Here is a 16,566-nt window from a genome sequence, read left to right on the forward strand (position 1 = left end):
TTGCAGTTCACCCGGCTCAGGCTCTCCGGCTTCAAGTCGTTCGTCGATCCCACGGAACTGGTGATCGAGAAGGGGCTGACCGGGGTCGTGGGCCCGAACGGCTGCGGCAAGTCCAACCTGCTGGAGGCGCTGCGCTGGGTGATGGGCGAGACAAGCCCGAAATCCATGCGCGGCACCGGCATGGAAGACGTGATCTTCGCCGGGACCGACAGCCGCAATGCCCGCCATTTCGCGGAAGTCACGCTGACCATCGACAATGGCGCGCGCCGGGCGCCCGCCGCCTTCAACGAATTCGAGCTGCTTGAGATCAGCCGCCGCATCCAGCGCGAGGCCGGCTCCACCTACCGCGTCAACGGCAAGGAAACCCGCGCCCGCGACGTGCAGATCCTGTTCGCCGACACCGGCACGGGCGCGAACTCCCCCGCCCTCGTCCGGCAGGGCCAGATCGGCCAGCTGATCAACGCCAAGCCCAAGGCGCGCCGCCTGATCCTGGAGGAAGCGGCAGGCATCGCGGGCCTGCACTCCCGCCGGCACGAGGCGGAGTTGCGGCTGCGCGCGGCGGAGCAGAACCTGACGCGGCTGGAGGACGTCATCGGCACGCTGGAAACCCAGCGCAACACGCTGAAGCGACAGGCGCGGCAGGCCACCCGCTACAAGGAGATGGCGGCCCGCATCCGCCAGGCGGAGGCGTTGCTGCTGCACCTGCGCCACGTCGAGGCGCTGAAGGGGCTGGAGGCTGCACAGGCCGATGTCCGCGCCGCAGACCGCGCGGTGGCGGAGGCGATGACCGCGGCCCAGGCCGCCGCCCGGGAGGAAGAGACGGCGCGCGACGCCCTGCCCCCCCTGCGCGAGGAGCAGGCGGTCGCCCGCGCGGTGCTGCAGCGGCTGACGATCGCGCGCGAGCAGCTTGGCGCGGAGGCGCAGGCGCTGGAAGACCGGATCGAGGGCCTTGTGCAACGGGTCGCCGACCTCGACCGCGATCTGGCGCGGGAGCGGGCGCGGATCGAGGATGCCGACCGGGCGCTGGCCGAACTGGCCGAGGAGGGCGAGCCCAATCCGGAACCGGATCCGGAGGAGCTGGCGCTGGAGGCCGCTGCCGAAGCCGAGCTGCAGACGCGCGCGGGCGAGGTGCGCGCGGCCGAACAGGCGGTTGAGGAACTGCGCCGCACCCTGACCGACCTGAAGGCGCGCAATGCCGCGCTGGACGCGGAAGCACGCGCCGCGGAGGCGCGCCTCGCCAGGGCCGAGGCAGAGGTCGCGCGTGCCGCAGAGGCGCTGTCCCGGGCCGAGGCCGACGGCGGCTCTGCCACGGCGCTCGACGCCGCGCGCGCCGCCCTCGCGGACACGGCCAGTGCCCGCGACGCGGCCCGCGACGCAGCCGACGCGGCGGACCGCGACCGAACCGAGAAGCAGCGCCAGGAAGCCGAACTGCGCGACGCGGTGCAGGAGGCAGACCGGGAACTGGGGCGCCTGAAAGCCGAGGCGCGGGCCCTTCGCCCCCTCGTCGCAACCCCGGCTGCCGACGGCACGCCCGCGCTCGACACGCTGAAGGTCGAGGCGGGCTATGAGATCGCGCTCGCCGCCGCGCTGGGCGACGACCTTGACGCCCCGATCGACCGTGAGGCTGCGCGAAGCTGGCGGACGCTCGCCGCGAACGAGCTGCCGCCGCTGCCCGCGGGGCTCGACTGCCTGGCCGACCATGTGACCGCGCCCCCCGCTCTGGCCCGCCGCCTGCGTCTGATCGCCGTGGCCGACGACGGTGCGGCGCAGCAGGAGAAGCTGCTGCCGGGACAGCGAATCGTCAGCCGGTCCGGCGCGCTGTGGCGCTGGGACGGGTTCACGGTGCGCGCTGATGCCCCCTCGCCCGCTGCTGTCCGGCTGGAACAGCGCAATCGCCTCGCTGCATTGGACGCCGAGATCGCCCCGCTGGAACCGCGCGCGCAAGCGGCGAAGGAGGCGCACCACGCCGCCCGGGATGCAGCGCGCGCTGCAGCGGAGGCCGATACGCAGGCCCGTGCCGCGCTCCGCCGCGCTGAAGAGGCCGTGACAGCCGCACAAGGCAGGCTCTCGCGCATCGAGACGGAAGCGGGTGTGCAGGCTGCGCGGCTGGAGCAGGCGCGCACCGCCCATGCCCAGGCGCAGGCAGAGCGCGACGCCGCCCGGGCAGCCGCTGCCGAGGCAGCGGAGGCCTGTGCGGGCACGCTGAGCCTTGTACCGCTCGAGGCCGAGATCGCGCGGGCCCGCGACACGCTGGACACCGCGCGCACCAGCCACGATTCGGCACGGGAACGCCGCGACGGGCTCCGCCGGGCGCGGGAGGACAAGGCGCAACGGGCGGAGCGGCTGGCGCGCGACCTGGCCGCCTGGACGGCCCGGCGCACGCAGGCCTCCGACCAGCTGGGCGAAATCGAGCGGCGGCATGCTAGGGCGGCGGAAGAACTGGCCGGTCAACGGGCCCTGCCGAACGACATCGAGACACGGCGCGCCACGCTCGAACGCGACATTGCGGTCGCGGAACGGCGCCGGCACGCCGCCGACGAGGCTTTGGCCACGGCGGAAACGGCGCTGGCGGAGGCAAGCCGCAAAGCCCGTGCCGCCGAACAGGCACTGGCGGAGACCCGCGAGGGACGCGCCGCCGCCGGCGCCCGGGCCGAGGCCGCAAACGCCCGGCTCGCCGACAGCGCCGACCGCATCCGCGAGGCGCTCGGCTGCACGCCGGAGCGGCTGGCCGAAGTTGCCGACCTCGACGTTCCGGAGGCTCTGCCAGCTATCGCGGCCACCGAGGGCGAACTCGAACGGCTGAAGCGCGACCGCGACGCGCTGGGCGCGGTCAACCTGCGCGCCGACGACGAGTTGCAGGAAATCGCCTCGCAATTCGATGCGCTGGTGAGCGAGCGCGACGACCTGGTTGCCGCCATCCACCGCCTGCGGCAGGGAATCGCTGCGCTGAACCGGGAAGGGCGCGAGCGGCTTCTCGCCGCCTTCGACACCGTGAACGCCCATTTCGAGCAGTTGTTCACCCGCCTGTTCCGCGGCGGTTCGGCCAAGCTCGAACTGATCGAATCCGACGATCCGCTGGAGGCGGGGCTGGAGATCATGGCGCAGCCGCCCGGCAAGAAGACCCGGGCCCTGTCGCTTCTGTCGGGCGGCGAGCAGGCGCTGACGGCCATGGCCCTGATCTTCGCGGTGTTCCTGACGAATCCCTCGCCGATCTGCGTGCTGGACGAGGTCGACGCCCCGCTCGACGACGCCAATGTCGAGCGTTATTGCGCGCTGCTCGAGGAGATGACGAAGCTGACCGACACGCGCTTTCTCGTCATCACCCACCACGCGCTGACCATGTCGCGCATGGACCGTCTGTTCGGTGTGACCATGGCGGAAAAGGGTGTGAGCCAGCTTGTCTCGGTCGATCTTGCGCGCGCCGAGCGGCTGACGGCGGCCTGAGGCGGCTCTCGCAATTTTTTCTCGTTTTTTTTCAATGTCTTGTGCCGCACCCCCAGTCGCTTGACAGGGGGGGAGGGCTTCAATATGGTGCGCGCGGTTTTCAGGCGGGGGCCGGACCGGTTTCGGAACCGGTCTTCGTGCTTCTCAGGACGTTTCGTTTCCGGGGCGTCCGTATCCGCGCGGCAGCGGGCCGGGGGCTGTGACGTCGGGACCACGAAAGGCGGTCGGCATGGCGCAGTCGGGCAAGCCGCAGAAGGGCGGAAACGGACCGGACGATCTGGATGCTCTCGGGCGCCGGATCGGTGAGGCGAGATCGCGTCGGGCGGACACGGGCGCGCGGGCGCGCGGGCCGTCGACGAACCTGGGGCTGGCGTTTCGCCTGTCGACGGAGATCGTTGCGGCCGTGGGTGTCGGCACGGCCATGGGATTGGGTATCGACTGGGTATTGGGCACCCGCCCGCTGTTCATGCTGATTTTCATTTTCCTCGGCATGGCGGCGGCGTATGTGAACATGACCCGCGTGCTGAAGCAGTTCGACCGGAACATGCGCGGCGCGCAAGACCGGGGACAGGCGTGACCAGGAACGGTACGCGGTAGGGGAACGGGACACGTGGCAGCGCAAGCAGAAGCCGGGGCCAAGGCGGACCCCATGCACCAGTTCGAGATCGTCCGGCTCATCGAGATGAAGTTCGGGACGCTCGACGTTTCCTTCACGAATTCGAGCCTGTGGATGGTGATCGCCGTCCTGGCGGTCTCGGCGCTGACGATCCTGTCCATGTCCGGCCGCGCGATGGTGCCGGGGCGGATGCAGTCGATCGCGGAAATGTCCTACGAGTTCGTGGCCGGCATGGTGCGCGACGTGACGGGGCCCGAGGGGATGCGCTACTTCCCCTTCGTCTTCACGCTCTTCATGTTCATCCTGGCCTGCAACCTGCTGGGCATGATCCCCTACTCGTTCACCGTGACCAGCCACATCATCGTGACCTTTGCGCTGGCGGCGGTGGTGTTCGTGGGCGTGACCGTCTTGGGGTTCGTGAAGAACGGTGCGGGCTACCTGCGCATGTTCGTTCCCGGCGGCCTGCCCGTATGGCTGCTGCCGCTGATGGTGGTGATCGAGCTGATCTCCTACCTCTCGCGCCCCGTGACCCTGGCGCTGCGTCTCTTCGCCAACATGATGGCGGGCCACACGATGCTGAAGGTGATGGCGGGCTTCGTCATCGCGCTCGGCTGGGTCGGCGGCTGGGCGCCCATGGCGGCCATGGTCGGCATCACCGCACTGGAGTTCCTGATCGCCTTCCTGCAGGCCTATGTCTTCGCGATCCTGACCTGCATCTACCTCAACGACGCGCTTCACATGCACCACTGACCGGGCACCGCTGAGCGGATACGACTCAGCGGGCGCACGGCCTTCACTCCATCTTCTCGACAGCCACACATCGAAAGGAGCTTGTATCATGGAAGGTAACATCGCCGATCTCGGCAAGTTCATCGGCGCCGGTCTGGCCTGCCTCGCGCTCGGCGGCGCCGGCGTCGGCATCGGCATCATCTTCGGCAACTACCTGAACGCCGCGCTGCGCAACCCGGCGGCTGCCGACGGCCAGCGCACCAACCTGCTGCTCGGCTTCGCGCTGGCGGAAGCGACCGGCCTGTTCGGCTTCGTCATCGCGATGCTCATCCTGTTCAGCTAAGGCTGGACGGTACGGCACGAGAGGCCGGCGGGTGGCTTCCACCCGCCTGCGGATTCAGGCCCCTGAGGCATCAGGGACCGCCATTCCGAGGCGAGGCCCATGGCGACCGAACCGAAGACCCAAGACGGCACCATCGCAACCACCCTGGTTGAGGCGGAGCACGCGAAGGGCACCCTGCCCCAGTTCAAGCCTGAGGACTTCGCGCCCCAGCTTGTCTGGCTCGTCCTGACATTCGTCGCGCTTTACCTCCTCATGTCGCGCGTGGCCCTGCCGCGCATCGGCGGCGTGCTGGAGCAGCGGCGCAACGCGATCGACTACGACCTCGACCGGGCGAAAGATCTGCGCGACGAGGCGGAGACGGCGCTCAAGGAATACGAGGAAGAACTCGCGGCAGCGCGTGCGAAGGCCCAGGCCATCGCCGCCGACACCCGCGAGAAGGTGGCGGCCCGCGCTGCCGAGGCCGAGGCCAAGGCGGAAGAAAAGATGTCCGCCAAGCTGGCCGAGGCAGAGGAGCGGATCGCCAAGACCCGCGACGCGGCCATGGCCAACATCTCCGCGGTCGCGGTCGACACGGCCGAGGCCATCGTGGCCGAATTGCTCGGCAAGGCCGATCCCGACCGGATCAAGGCCGCTGTCGACGCAGAGACGAAGGCCTGAGGAGCGCACCATGTTCGATGAAACTTTCTGGGTTGCCGTCTCCTTCGTCCTGTTCTTCGCGATCGTCTTCTATCTGAAGGTGCCCTCGAAGATCGTGGCGGGACTCGATGCGCGCGCCAGCCGCATCCGCAACGAGCTTGATGAGGCCCGCCGCCTGCGCGAAGAGGCGCAGGGGCTGCTCGCCACTTATCAGCGCAAGCGCCAGGACGCCGAGAAGGAAGCGCAGGACATCGTCACCCAGGCCAAGAGCGAGGCCGAGGCTGCGTCCAAGCGGGCCCAGGAGGCGCTCGAGGCGCGTATCGAGCGCCGCCTGAAGTCGGTGGAAGAGAAGATCGCCCAAGCCGAGGCCGATGCGATCCGCGACGTGCGCAACTCTGCCGCGACACTCGCCGTCAATGCCGCCCGCCGGGTCATCTCCGAGGAACTGGACGACAAGGCGCGCGGCAAGCTCGTGACGGATGCGATTTCCGGGCTGAAGGGACGCTTCCACTAGGCCCGACACCGGATGACGTGCGGGGGATCAACCCCGCCGTACCTCGCCCCGGCCCCGCGGCCGGGGTTTTTTCTTGTGCGGGGCCCTGCCGGCGGAGAGTGCCACAATGCGAAAGGGCGGCCGAAGCCGCCCTTGCCTGATGCCTTGCCCGGGTGCGGGGCGTAGCGTGCCGCCCCAGCTACTCTCCCCACCTACTCCGCGGCGGCTCCCAACCCTTCCTCATAGGCCGACAGCGGCGGGCAGGTGCAGACGAGATTGCGGTCGCCATAGGCGTTGTCGATGCGCGCGACCGGCGGCCAGTACTTGCCCTCCACGCCCGCCTTGCCGGCCGGGAAGGCACCGCGGTGGCGCGGATAGGCGCGCTTCCAGTCAGGCGCGAGCAATGTCTCGGCCGTGTGCGGAGCGTGTGCGAGCGCGCTGTCGGCATGCGCGATGCGGCCCGCCTCGATCTCCGCCACTTCCCCTGCAATCGCGATCATGGCGTCGCAGAAACGGTCGAGTTCGGCCAGCGGCTCCGATTCCGTCGGCTCGATCATCAGCGTGCCCGGCACTGGCCACGACATGGTCGGCGCGTGGAAGCCGAAGTCGATCAGACGCTTGGCGATGTCGTCAACGGTCACGCCCGCCCGGTCCTTGGCGACGCGGGTGTCGAGGATGCATTCGTGCGCCACGAACCCGCCGCGGCCCGCGTAGAGCACCGGGAATGCGTCCTTCAGGCGATGCGCGATGTAGTTGGCCGAGAGGATCGCGACGCGCGATGCATCCGTCAGGCCGCGCGCGCCCATCAGCCGAATGAAGGCGTAGGAGATGGAGAGGATCCCCGCCGACCCGAAGGGCGCCGCCGACACGGCGGGACCCGTCCTGCGATGCCGCTCCGGCGCGTCGGCGAGCGCGGGGTGCCCCGGCAGATAGGGCGCGAGGTGGGCACGCACGCCGATCGGCCCGACGCCGGGACCGCCGCCCCCGTGCGGGATGCAGAAGGTCTTGTGCAGATTGAGGTGCGAGACGTCCGCGCCATAGTGGCCGGGCGCCGCGAGGCCAAGCTGGGCGTTCAGGTTCGCCCCGTCGAGATAGACCTGCCCGCCCGCGTCGTGGATCAGCGCGCAGATCTCGCGGATCTGCTCCTCGAACACACCGTGGGTCGAGGGATAGGTGACCATCAGCGCAGCGAGGTTCGCACGGTTCTGATCGACCTTGGCCTTCAGGTCGGCGACATCGACATTGCCGTTCTCGTCGCAGGCGACGACGACGACCCGCATGCCGGCAAGCTGCGCCGAGGCCGGGTTCGTGCCGTGCGCCGACGACGGGATGAGGCAGACGTCGCGGTGCCCCTGCCCGTTCGCCGCGTGATAACCGCGAATGGCGAGCAGCCCCGCATATTCGCCCTGCGCGCCGGAATTGGGCTGGAGAGAGACGGCGTCATAGCCCGTGATCTCGGCCAGCCAGTCCTCCAGCCGCGCGATCAGCTCGAGATACCCCTCCGCCTGGTCGAGCGGCGCGAAGGGATGCACATTGGCGAACCCGCCCCAGGTGACGGGCAGCATCTCGGCCGCCGCGTTGAGCTTCATGGTGCAGGAGCCGAGCGGGATCATCGCCCGGTCGAGCGCGATGTCCTTGTCCGCGAGGCGGCGGACATAGCGCATCATCTCCGTCTCCGACCGGTAGAGGTGGAAGACGGGATGGGTCAGGATCGCACCCGCGCGTGCGAGGTCCTGCGGCAGCGCCTCGCCCGCCTCCCGCGCGACGTCGCGGTAGCGCAGCGCGTGCCCGAAGGCGGCCCAGACGGCCTCCACCGTCTCCGGCGAGGTCGTCTCGTCCGTCGCGATGCCGATGCGGCCCACGCCCATGTCGCGCAGGTTGATCCCCGACGCGCGCGCGGCCTCGATGATCTGGCGCGCGCGTGGCCCCGCGTCGACCGCGATCGTGTCGAAGAACCTCTGCGTCGGCACCGTCTCGCCTGCCTGGGCAAGCCCCGCCGCAAGCGTCGCGGCGCGCGCGTGGGTGCGGCGCGCGATGCGGGATAGCCCCTCCGGCCCGTGATAGACGGCGTAGAAGCCCGCGATGACCGCCAGCAGCACCTGCGCGGTGCAGATGTTGCTCGTCGCCTTCTCGCGGCGGATGTGCTGTTCGCGCGCCTGCAGCGCGAGGCGGTAGGCAGGCCGCCCGTCTGCGTCGACCGAGACCCCGACGAGACGGCCGGGCATCGACCGCTTGAAGGCGTCGCGCGTGGCGAAGAAGGCCGCGTGCGGGCCGCCGAAGAACATCGGCACGCCGAACCGCTGGGCCGAGCCCACGGCAACGTCGGCGCCGAGCGCGCCCGGCGCCTCCAGCAGCGTCAGCGCCAGCAGGTCGCAGGCAATGACGGCCAGCGCGCCGGCCTCGTGCAGCGCGGCGATGGCCGCGCGCGGGTCGCGCACCTCCCCGTCCGTGCCGGGATACTGGAAGAGCGCGCCGAAGACCGCACCTGCGTCGAGGTCGCTCGCCTCGTCGCCCACGACGATCTCGATGCCGAGCGGTTCGGCACGCGCCTCGACGACCGCGATGGTCTGCGGGTGGCAATGGCGCGAGACGAAGAAGCGGTCGGATTTCGCCTTCGCCTGCCGGTGGCAGAGGGTCATTGCCTCGGCCGCCGCCGTGCCCTCGTCGAGCAACGAGGCATTGGCGATGTCGAGGCCGGTGAGATCGGTCACGAGCGTCTGGAAATTGATCAGCGCCTCCAGACGGCCCTGGCTGATCTCCGGCTGATAGGGCGTGTAGGCGGTGTACCAGGCCGGGTTCTCCAGCACGCAGCGCTGGATGACGGGCGGCGTCACCGTGCCGTGATAGCCCTGCCCGATCAGCGAGATCATGCGCCGGTTGCGGTCGGCAAGACCGCGCAACTCGTCCAGAACCTCCGCTTCCGTCAGCGGGCGGTCGAGCGCCATCGCCCCTTCGCGCCGGATCGCCGGGGGCACGACCGTGCCGATCAGCGCGTCGAGACTGTCGACGCCCAGCGCCTTCAGCATCTTCGCCTGATCCTCCGGCCCCGGCCCGATGTGCCGGCGGATGAAGATGTCGCGTCCCTCGAGATCGTGCATCGCGGTGTCGTGCTGGCCCGTCATGGCGCCCTCTTGTCCTCGGTCCTGTCCTGGTCTCAGCCGGCGTGCGCGGCGTAGGCGGCCTCGTCCATCAGGCCGTCAAGCTCGCCCGCGTCCGCGAGGCGGATCTTCACGAACCAGCCCTCGCCCATCGGGTCGCGGTTGACCAGCGCCGGATCGTCGACGATGGCCGCATTCGTCTCGACGATCTCGCCGGAGACAGGCGCGTAAAGCTCGCTCGCCGCCTTGACCGATTCGATCACGCCCGCTTCGTCCTTCTGCGCAAAGGTCCGGCCCACGTCGGGAAGCTCGATGAAGACGATGTCGCCCAGCTGCTCCTGCGCGTGGGTGGTGATGCCGACGGTCGCGATGTCGCCGTCGACGCGGACCCACTCGTGATCCTCGGTGTAGCGGATGGTGGCTGCCATGATGCGAAGCTCTCCTCAGCGGTGATAGCGATGGGGAACGAAGGGAAGGTCGACGACGCGCGCAGGCTCTGCCCGGCCGCGCAGGTCGAGGGACACGGCGGTGCCCGCAGCAGCGTGCGCGGGGGGCACATAGGCGATGGCGATGGGTCCGCCGACGCTCGGCCCGAAGCCGCCGGAGGTGACGGCGCCGATGCGCTCCTCCCCCGCCAGAACCGGCGTGCCGGTGCGCGCGATGGCACGGCCGTCGGGGCGCAGGCCGACTCGGGTGCGGGCCGTGCCCTGCTCCAGTTCCCTCAGGATGCGGTCTGCGCCGGGGAAGCCGCCCTCGGCGCGGCGGCGCTTCTGGATCGACCAGGCGAGACCCGCCTCCACGGGGCTCGTCGTCTCGTCGATGTCCTGTCCGTAGAGGCAGAGCCCCGCCTCCATGCGCAGCGAATCGCGCGCGCCGAGGCCGATGGGCGCAACCTCGGGCTCGGCCAGCAACAGGCGCGCGATGCCTTCCGCCTCGTCGGCGGGAACCGCGAACTCGAACCCGTCCTCACCCGTGTAGCCGGAGCGCGAGATGCGCGCGGCCACGCCCGCAATGTCCATCTCGGCGGTCTGCATGAAGGAGAGGCCCTCCACGCCGCCCGCGTGGCGCGCCAGCACCTCCGCGGCTGAAGGCCCCTGCAGCGCGAGCAGGGCGAGGCTGTCCAGCACCTCGATCCGCACGGCCCCGGGCAGCCGCCCCTTCAGATGCGCGAGGTCGACGTCGAAGCGCGCCGCGTTGACCACGAGGACGAGATCCTCGCCCAGCCGCGTGACCATCAGGTCGTCGATGATGCCGCCCGATTCGGTCGTGAACTGGGTGTAGCGGGTGCGCCCGTCCTTCAGTGCCCGGATGTCGGCGGGAACCAGCGCCTCGAGCGCGGCGTCCGCGCCCTCGCCCGACAGCCGGATCTGCCCCATGTGCGAGACGTCGAAGAGACCCGCGCCGCACGGCCCCTCGCCCGCGCCGCGGACATGGGCATGCTCGGCCAGGATGCCGGCGAACTGGATCGGCATGTCCCAGCCCGCGAAGCCGACCATGCGGGCGCCAAGCTCCACATGCAGGGCGTGAAGGGCTGTGCGGCGGAGATCGCCCATCGGATGCTGTGCCATGGATGCCCCTCGCGCCTTTCCCGAGACCCGTGTTTAAGGAACCGAACCGCGCGGGGCGGAGTCCCGCCGTCTGCGCGTTTCGCCCCCTCTGTCCGGGAACCTGAGAGATTCGGCGGCGGCCATCGGACCTGCCTGCCTTACTCCTTCGGTGGGGTGCCGGCGGTCACACGATGCCGCACCCGCTTTCCAGAGCGCATTGCCCCCCAGCGGTCCTTTTGCCTGAGAGTTTCCGGGGCGGTTGCTCCTTCGGCGCCGGCGCGGGGCCGGTCTCTCCCGCTGGGAAGATCGTCCGATAATGGCTGACCGGGCGCGCCAGTCAAGCCGCGCCTGTCAGTTTGCGAACCTTTCGCGCAGATAAGCGACCTGCGCCTCGTCGAGCTGAAAGCCCGTGTAGATCGTATAGGCGGCCGGATTGGCACCCTCGGCGAGGGGAATGGTCACGGTGCCGACCTCTTCCACGAACTCGATCGCGCCGCTTGCGTCGAAGCCCTTCTGCATCTCGTAGACGCCCTTGGTCAGCATGCGCCCGTCGGGGCCGAGGACCGCGACGAAGAAGGGCATGGTGGCAACCTCGCCGCTGGCGGCGGGCCCGAGCGCAGCGCGCACGTCGACGCCGAGGGCGGTCCGCACCGCACCCTGTTCGTGCTCGCAGGCCGACCGCACATAGGTCATCTCGGCCGCCACCGCGACATTCTCGCGCGCGGGCGAAGTCGGGTCGGAGAAGCGGACATAGCGCGAGGCATCGCCCAGGATCACCGCCTTGGGGCACGCCTTGAGCGTGGCCGTGGCCGCCTCCTCCTCCTTGGAAGGTCCGGAACAGGCCGCCAGCAGGCTTGCTGCCCCCAGCGCAATGAGCATGCGGAACGTCATGGGCAACGGACCTCTCTTCCAGCGGCAGGCGCGCGGCTTCCTTGACAGGGAGACGGCGGCTCGTATCTCTATGGCGCGCGGGCCCGGATCGGCCAGGGCGGCGCCCTTTCGGCGTGCCGGGACTTTACGGGCAGCACGCGGGCGCGACAAGGTCCGGCGGGGAGTTCGCCGGGCGTGCAACGGGACCGAGGCGCAATGGCAGATCCGAAAACCGAAACCGCAGGCGGCCCCGGTCCGCTCGATATCCTGCTGGCCGCGCCGCGCGGCTTCTGTGCGGGCGTCGATCGCGCGATCCAGATCGTGGACCGGGCGCTGGAGCGCTATGGCCGCCCCGTCTACGTCCGCCACGAGATCGTGCACAACCGCTATGTCGTGGAAAGCCTTCAGGCACGCGGCGCGGTCTTCGTCGATACGCTGGAGGAGGTGCCGGACGGCGTGCCGGTCGTCTTCTCCGCCCATGGCGTGCCGAAATCGGTCCCGGCGGAGGCGGAGGCGCGCGGGCTCTTCTACCTCGACGCAACCTGCCCCCTCGTCTCCAAGGTGCACGTCGACGCCGACCGGCACCACGGGGCGGGCCGCCATGTCATCCTGATCGGCCACCGCGGCCATCCGGAGGTGATCGGCACCATGGGCCAGTTGCCGGACGGGTCGATCAGCCTGGTGGAGACGGTGGAGGACGTGGCCACGCTGCCGGGCAAGGACGACCGGGGTGCGGGTCTCGCCTATGTCACGCAGACCACGCTGTCGGTCGACGACACCGCCGCCATCGTGGAAGCATTGAAAGCGCGCTTCCCGGAGATCGCAAGCCCGCACAAGGAAGACATCTGCTACGCCACGACGAACCGCCAGGAAGCGGTGAAGATCCTCGCCGAACGGGTCGAGGCGATGCTGGTGATCGGCGCGCCGAACTCCTCGAACTCCATGCGGCTCGTCGAAGTGGCCGAACGCGCGGGCTGCGCGCGCGCGCAACTGGTGCAGCGCGCCGCCGACCTCGACTGCACCGCGTTCGACGATGTGCGCACGCTCGGCATCACGGCAGGCGCTTCGGCGCCGGAGATCCTGGTCGAGGAAGTGATCGAGGCGTTCCGCGCGCATCGCGGCGTGCGGGTCGAGGAGGTGCGGGTGCGCGAGGAGAACGTGAGCTTCAAGCTGCCGCGTGCGCTGACCGCGTCCGAGCCCGCCTGACGCCCATGGCCGTCTACACCGACGTCACGGACGAGGAACTGGAAGCCTTCCTGGCCGAGTATCCGCTGGGCGAGGCGCTGTCGATCAAGGGCATCGCGGAGGGGGTCGAGAACACCAACTATCTCCTGCACACGGAGACGGGGTTCTACATCCTGACGCTCTACGAGAAGCGGGTGAACGCGGGCGACCTGCCGTTCTTCATCGGGCTGATGGAGCACCTGGCCGCGCGCGGCCTGAAGTGCCCGGTCCCGGTCAAGGGCCGCGACGGCCAGGCGCTGAGGACGCTCGCAGGACGGCCGGCGTGCATCGTCACCTTCCTCGACGGCGTCTGGGTGCGCCGCCCGGGCGTCACCCATTGCGCCGAGCTTGGCCGCGGCCTCGCCCGCCTGCACCACGCGGGCGCAGATTTCCCGATGGATCGCCCGAACGACCTGTCGGTCGGCGGATGGCGGCCGCTCTACGACCGCTTCCGGGGCCGCGCCGACGGGATCGAACAAGGGCTGGAGGATCTGATCGCAGGCGCGCTCGACCGGCTGGAGGCCGGATGGCCGCAAGGTCTTCCCACGGGCGTGATCCATGCCGACCTTTTCCCCGACAACGTCTTCTTCGTGAAGGAAAAGCTGTCGGGCTTCATCGACTTCTATTTCGCCTGCACCGACGCCTTCGCCTATGACATCGCGATCTGCCTCAACGCCTGGTGCTTCGAGGCCGACGGCAGCTACAACGTGACCAAGGGGCGCGCGCTGCTCGCGGCCTACGATGCCGAGCGCAAGCTTAGCGCGGCGGAGATCGCGGCGCTGCCCGTGCTGGCGCGGGGCGCGGCGCTGCGCTTCCTGCTGACGCGGGCGCACGACCTGATCCACCACGACCCGGCGGCCTTCGTGCGGCCCAAGGATCCGCGCGAATATGCGCGCAAGCTGCGTTTCCACCTGGGCGTCGAGAGCGCCGCCGCCTATGGGCTGGAGCACGCCTGATGGACCGGGTGACGATCTACACGGACGGGGCCTGCTCGGGCAATCCCGGCCCCGGCGGCTGGGGCGCGCTGCTGGTCCACAACAAGGGCGAGCGGGAACTCACGGGCGGCGAGGCGCAGACGACCAACAACCGGATGGAGATGACGGCGGCGATCGAGGCGCTCAAGGCGCTCAAGCGGCCCTGCCGTGTCGACCTGTGGACCGATTCCGCCTATCTGCGCGACGGCATCACCAAGTGGCTCCGGCGCTGGAAGGCGAACGGCTGGAAGACGGCGGAGAAGAAGCCGGTGAAGAATGCCGACCTCTGGCAGGCCCTGGAGACAGAGGCCGCGCGCCACGACGTCCACTGGCACTGGGTAAAGGGCCACGCGGGCCATGAGGGGAACGAGCGGGCCGACGCGCTCGCGAACGCCGGCCTCGCCCCGTTCCGGAAGGCGTCCTGAGCGGTCAGAGGGCGCCCAGCACCGATTCCGCCGAGGAGACCTTGAACTCGCCCGGCTCCTCGACCGCGAGGTGCGTGACCTTGCCGTCCTTCACGACCATGGCGTAACGCTTGGAGCGCGTGCCCATGCCGAATCCGGAGCCGTCCATTTCCAGGCCAACGGCCTTGGTGAAGTCGGCATTGCCGTCGCCCAGCATCATGACCTTGTCGCCGGTGCCCTGGTCCTTGGCCCATGCCCCCATGACGAAGGCGTCGTTGACCGAAAGGCAGGCGACGGTGTCGACGCCCTTGGCCTTGATCGCGTCGTACTGTTGGACGAAGCCCGGCACGTGCTTGGCCGAGCAGGTGGGCGTGAAGGCGCCCGGCAGCGCGAACAGGACCACGGTCTTGCCCTTGGTCAGCTCGTCCGTCGTGATGGTCTTCGGACCCTCGCTGCTCATGTAGAAGAACTTCGCTTCGGGAAGCGTGTCGCCGACCTTGATCGTCATGAGATGCCTCTTGTTGTCTTGCGGATGATCTCGGACGCACGCAGGCAGGCTATCCCCCGAACCCGCGCCGTGCCTCACCATGTAGCGCGCCACACCCTCGGGAAAAAGACCTCGCGGGTCAGGATTGCGGGCCGACGGTGACCTCCAGCACATGGCCGCCACGCTGCCCTTCGGGTGCGGCGAGCGTGAAGCGCAGCGGCGTCCCCGGCACCGGCGGGCCGCCGGTCCGGACCGGCACGCGCCAGACGCTTTCGCCCGGCATGGCGGAAAGGCGCAGCGGCACACCGTAGACGCGGTCCCCTTTTCCCTCGACGAAAAGGTCGGAGACGTCCTCGGCCCCCGGCCCGGCGACCGTCACGTGGAGGCCGCCGTCCGCGGGCACCGCCGTGGCCGAAAGCCCGGCCGCCGCCCCGTCGCGCGGCACCGCGGTCTCGGCGAGGAGAAGCGCGGTCCAGTGCGCCGACGGCGTGTCGCGGCCCGGCGGCACGGTCAGCGCGGCGGACGCCTCCTCCAGCAGGCAGAGGTCCGAACAGACGCCGAATGCCGCCGCCAATTTCAACTCGACCGGCTTGCGCGGGTCGGCAGCGGTGACGCGGACGGGCACGATGACGTCGCCCGCATAGCCCATGGACGGCAGCCCGGCAGTGTCGAACCGCTGCGGCACGGGCCAGAGCACCTCCACGCGCCCGACATTCGCCGAGGCCGACCAGTCGAACTCCGGCGCAATGCCTGCCGCCCCCGGATCGCGCCAATAGGTCTTCCAGCCAGGCGCCAGGCGAACCTCGATCCCGGCCATGACCGCACCGTCCTCGCCGAGGCCTGCGTCCGCAGCGATCAGGCGCAGACCGGCGTGCACGCCGTCCGACCAGGCACCGGAAACCGGCCCCTCCTGCGCGGATGCTGCGCCGAAGCAGAGGGCGGCGGCACACAAGGCAAGGGATGCCCCGCGCCGTAAACCCGCGAGGAAGGACTGCGCCCGCATGATGGCCCCTGGCGGCCCGGGCGGGATTTCTTGTTGTCCCGTCAGCATGGCCTAAGTTTATGTGCATGACGCACGAGGAACAGCAAGCGCGAGGGAACGACGTCCGCATGAAGACCGGCACGATGACCCTGGGCCAGGACGGCTACATCGAGGGCCAGATGCTCGTGGCGACGCCCGGCATGCCGGATCCGCGCTTCGAGAAATCGGTGATCTACATGTGCGCCCATTCCGAGCAGGGCGCGATGGGCCTGATGGTCAACAAGGTGGTCGAACACATCACCTTCACGGAACTTCTGGAGCAGCTGGAGATCGCACCCGGCGGGGATGCGAACGCGATCCGCGTGCATTTCGGCGGCCCGGTCGAGACGGGCCGCGGCTTCGTGCTGCACAGCGACGATTACGTGGGGCCGGAGTCGAACATGAACAACGAGGCCGGGATCGGCCTGACCGCGACCGTGGACATTCTGCGCGCCATGGCGAGCGGACGGGGACCGCGCCGGTCGCTGGTCGCATTGGGCTATGCGGGCTGGATGCCGGGGCAACTGGAACAGGAATTGCGCTCCGACGGTTGGCTGGTCTGCCCGCCGGACCCGGATATCCTGTTTGCGGGCGACGACGCCGCGAAGTGGGAAACCGCGCTGCGCCGGATCGGAATCGATCCCGCGCTTCTCTCAGGCACGCAGGGCAGCGCCTGACCC

At 69.8% G+C, this 16,566-nt stretch carries 16 protein-coding genes and 1 riboswitch; of the genes, 10 read left to right on the forward strand and 6 right to left on the reverse strand.

The genetic code is table 11. The features are described from left to right. The 6 genes from smc (at window position 1) to NJQ99_RS14325 (ending at window position 6,282) form a co-directional block, all read left to right on the forward strand. A complete protein-coding gene (gene smc / locus NJQ99_RS14300) occupies window positions 1-3,444 on the forward strand; it encodes a chromosome segregation protein SMC (protein WP_269333549.1) in 3,444 nt (1,147 codons plus the stop codon). Window positions 3,445-3,673: 229 nt separating this feature from the next. After that, the gene (locus NJQ99_RS14305) at window positions 3,674-4,021 is read left to right on the forward strand and encodes an AtpZ/AtpI family protein (protein ID WP_269333550.1); all 348 of its coding nucleotides are present in this window, start codon (window positions 3,674-3,676) and stop codon (window positions 4,019-4,021) included. 33 nt (window positions 4,022-4,054) lie between these two features. Further along, the gene (locus tag NJQ99_RS14310; RefSeq protein ID WP_269333551.1) at window positions 4,055-4,810 is read left to right on the forward strand and encodes a F0F1 ATP synthase subunit A; all 756 of its coding nucleotides are present in this window, start codon (window positions 4,055-4,057) and stop codon (window positions 4,808-4,810) included. Window positions 4,811-4,898: 88 nt separating this feature from the next. Continuing rightward, complete coding sequence (locus NJQ99_RS14315; protein ID WP_269333552.1) at window positions 4,899-5,132, forward strand: F0F1 ATP synthase subunit C; 234 nt, start codon at window positions 4,899-4,901, stop codon at window positions 5,130-5,132. 99 nt (window positions 5,133-5,231) lie between these two features. After that, window positions 5,232-5,789 carry a F0F1 ATP synthase subunit B family protein gene (locus NJQ99_RS14320; RefSeq protein WP_269333553.1) on the forward strand — a complete coding sequence of 186 codons (558 nt, stop codon included), beginning with the start codon at window positions 5,232-5,234 and terminating at the stop codon, window positions 5,787-5,789. Between the two features lie 10 nt (window positions 5,790-5,799). Further along, window positions 5,800-6,282 (forward strand): F0F1 ATP synthase subunit B, encoded by a 483-nt coding sequence (locus NJQ99_RS14325; protein ID WP_269333554.1) that lies wholly within the window; start codon window positions 5,800-5,802, stop codon window positions 6,280-6,282. A gap of 191 nt (window positions 6,283-6,473) precedes the next feature. Here NJQ99_RS14325 and gcvP read toward each other — a convergent pair whose 3' ends face one another. The 4 genes from gcvP to NJQ99_RS14345 all read right to left on the reverse strand — a co-directional run bounded on the left by gcvP (window position 6,474) and on the right by NJQ99_RS14345 (window position 11,797). Continuing rightward, window positions 6,474-9,359, reverse strand: coding sequence for an aminomethyl-transferring glycine dehydrogenase (gene gcvP, locus NJQ99_RS14330; RefSeq protein ID WP_269333656.1), 2,886 nt, complete (start codon window positions 9,357-9,359; stop codon window positions 6,474-6,476). Window positions 9,360-9,415: 56 nt separating this feature from the next. After that, entirely contained in the window at window positions 9,416-9,787 is a 372-nt protein-coding gene (gene gcvH / locus NJQ99_RS14335) for a glycine cleavage system protein GcvH (protein ID WP_269333555.1), read from the reverse strand. A 15-nt stretch (window positions 9,788-9,802) separates the two neighbouring features. Continuing rightward, the gene (gene gcvT / locus NJQ99_RS14340; RefSeq protein ID WP_269333556.1) at window positions 9,803-10,927 is read right to left on the reverse strand and encodes a glycine cleavage system aminomethyltransferase GcvT; all 1,125 of its coding nucleotides are present in this window, start codon (window positions 10,925-10,927) and stop codon (window positions 9,803-9,805) included. A 197-nt stretch (window positions 10,928-11,124) separates the two neighbouring features. Then, a riboswitch (glycine riboswitch) is annotated at window positions 11,125-11,213 on the reverse strand. Window positions 11,214-11,257: 44 nt separating this feature from the next. Further along, the gene (locus tag NJQ99_RS14345) at window positions 11,258-11,797 is read right to left on the reverse strand and encodes a hypothetical protein (RefSeq protein WP_269333557.1); all 540 of its coding nucleotides are present in this window, start codon (window positions 11,795-11,797) and stop codon (window positions 11,258-11,260) included. A gap of 195 nt (window positions 11,798-11,992) precedes the next feature. Here NJQ99_RS14345 and ispH point away from each other — a divergent pair, with 195 nt between their 5' ends. The 3 genes from ispH to rnhA are packed head-to-tail and all read left to right on the forward strand — an operon-like array spanning window position 11,993 to window position 14,399. Next, window positions 11,993-12,982 carry a 4-hydroxy-3-methylbut-2-enyl diphosphate reductase gene (gene ispH / locus NJQ99_RS14350; protein ID WP_269333558.1) on the forward strand — a complete coding sequence of 330 codons (990 nt, stop codon included), beginning with the start codon at window positions 11,993-11,995 and terminating at the stop codon, window positions 12,980-12,982. A gap of 5 nt (window positions 12,983-12,987) precedes the next feature. Beyond that, window positions 12,988-13,956 (forward strand): homoserine kinase, encoded by a 969-nt coding sequence (locus NJQ99_RS14355; RefSeq protein WP_269333559.1) that lies wholly within the window; start codon window positions 12,988-12,990, stop codon window positions 13,954-13,956. After that, window positions 13,956-14,399, forward strand: a complete 444-nt coding sequence (gene rnhA, locus NJQ99_RS14360; protein ID WP_269333560.1) for a ribonuclease HI — start codon at window positions 13,956-13,958, stop codon at window positions 14,397-14,399. Before NJQ99_RS14355 ends, rnhA begins: the two co-directional genes overlap by 1 nt. A gap of 4 nt (window positions 14,400-14,403) precedes the next feature. Here rnhA and NJQ99_RS14365 read toward each other — a convergent pair whose 3' ends face one another. Beyond that, the gene (locus NJQ99_RS14365; protein WP_269333561.1) at window positions 14,404-14,886 is read right to left on the reverse strand and encodes a peroxiredoxin; all 483 of its coding nucleotides are present in this window, start codon (window positions 14,884-14,886) and stop codon (window positions 14,404-14,406) included. Window positions 14,887-15,004: 118 nt separating this feature from the next. Further along, entirely contained in the window at window positions 15,005-15,817 is an 813-nt protein-coding gene (locus NJQ99_RS14370; RefSeq protein ID WP_269333562.1) for a protein-disulfide reductase DsbD domain-containing protein, read from the reverse strand. A gap of 158 nt (window positions 15,818-15,975) precedes the next feature. On the opposite strand from NJQ99_RS14370, the gene NJQ99_RS14375 reads away from it, so the two are divergent. Further along, window positions 15,976-16,563 carry a YqgE/AlgH family protein gene (locus tag NJQ99_RS14375; protein ID WP_269333563.1) on the forward strand — a complete coding sequence of 196 codons (588 nt, stop codon included), beginning with the start codon at window positions 15,976-15,978 and terminating at the stop codon, window positions 16,561-16,563. The last annotated feature ends 3 nt before the right edge of the window (window positions 16,564-16,566 follow it).

The sequence above is a fragment of the Futiania mangrovi genome (assembly GCF_024158125.1).
In the GTDB taxonomy this organism is placed as follows: Bacteria; Pseudomonadota; Alphaproteobacteria; order Futianiales; family Futianiaceae; genus Futiania; species Futiania mangrovi.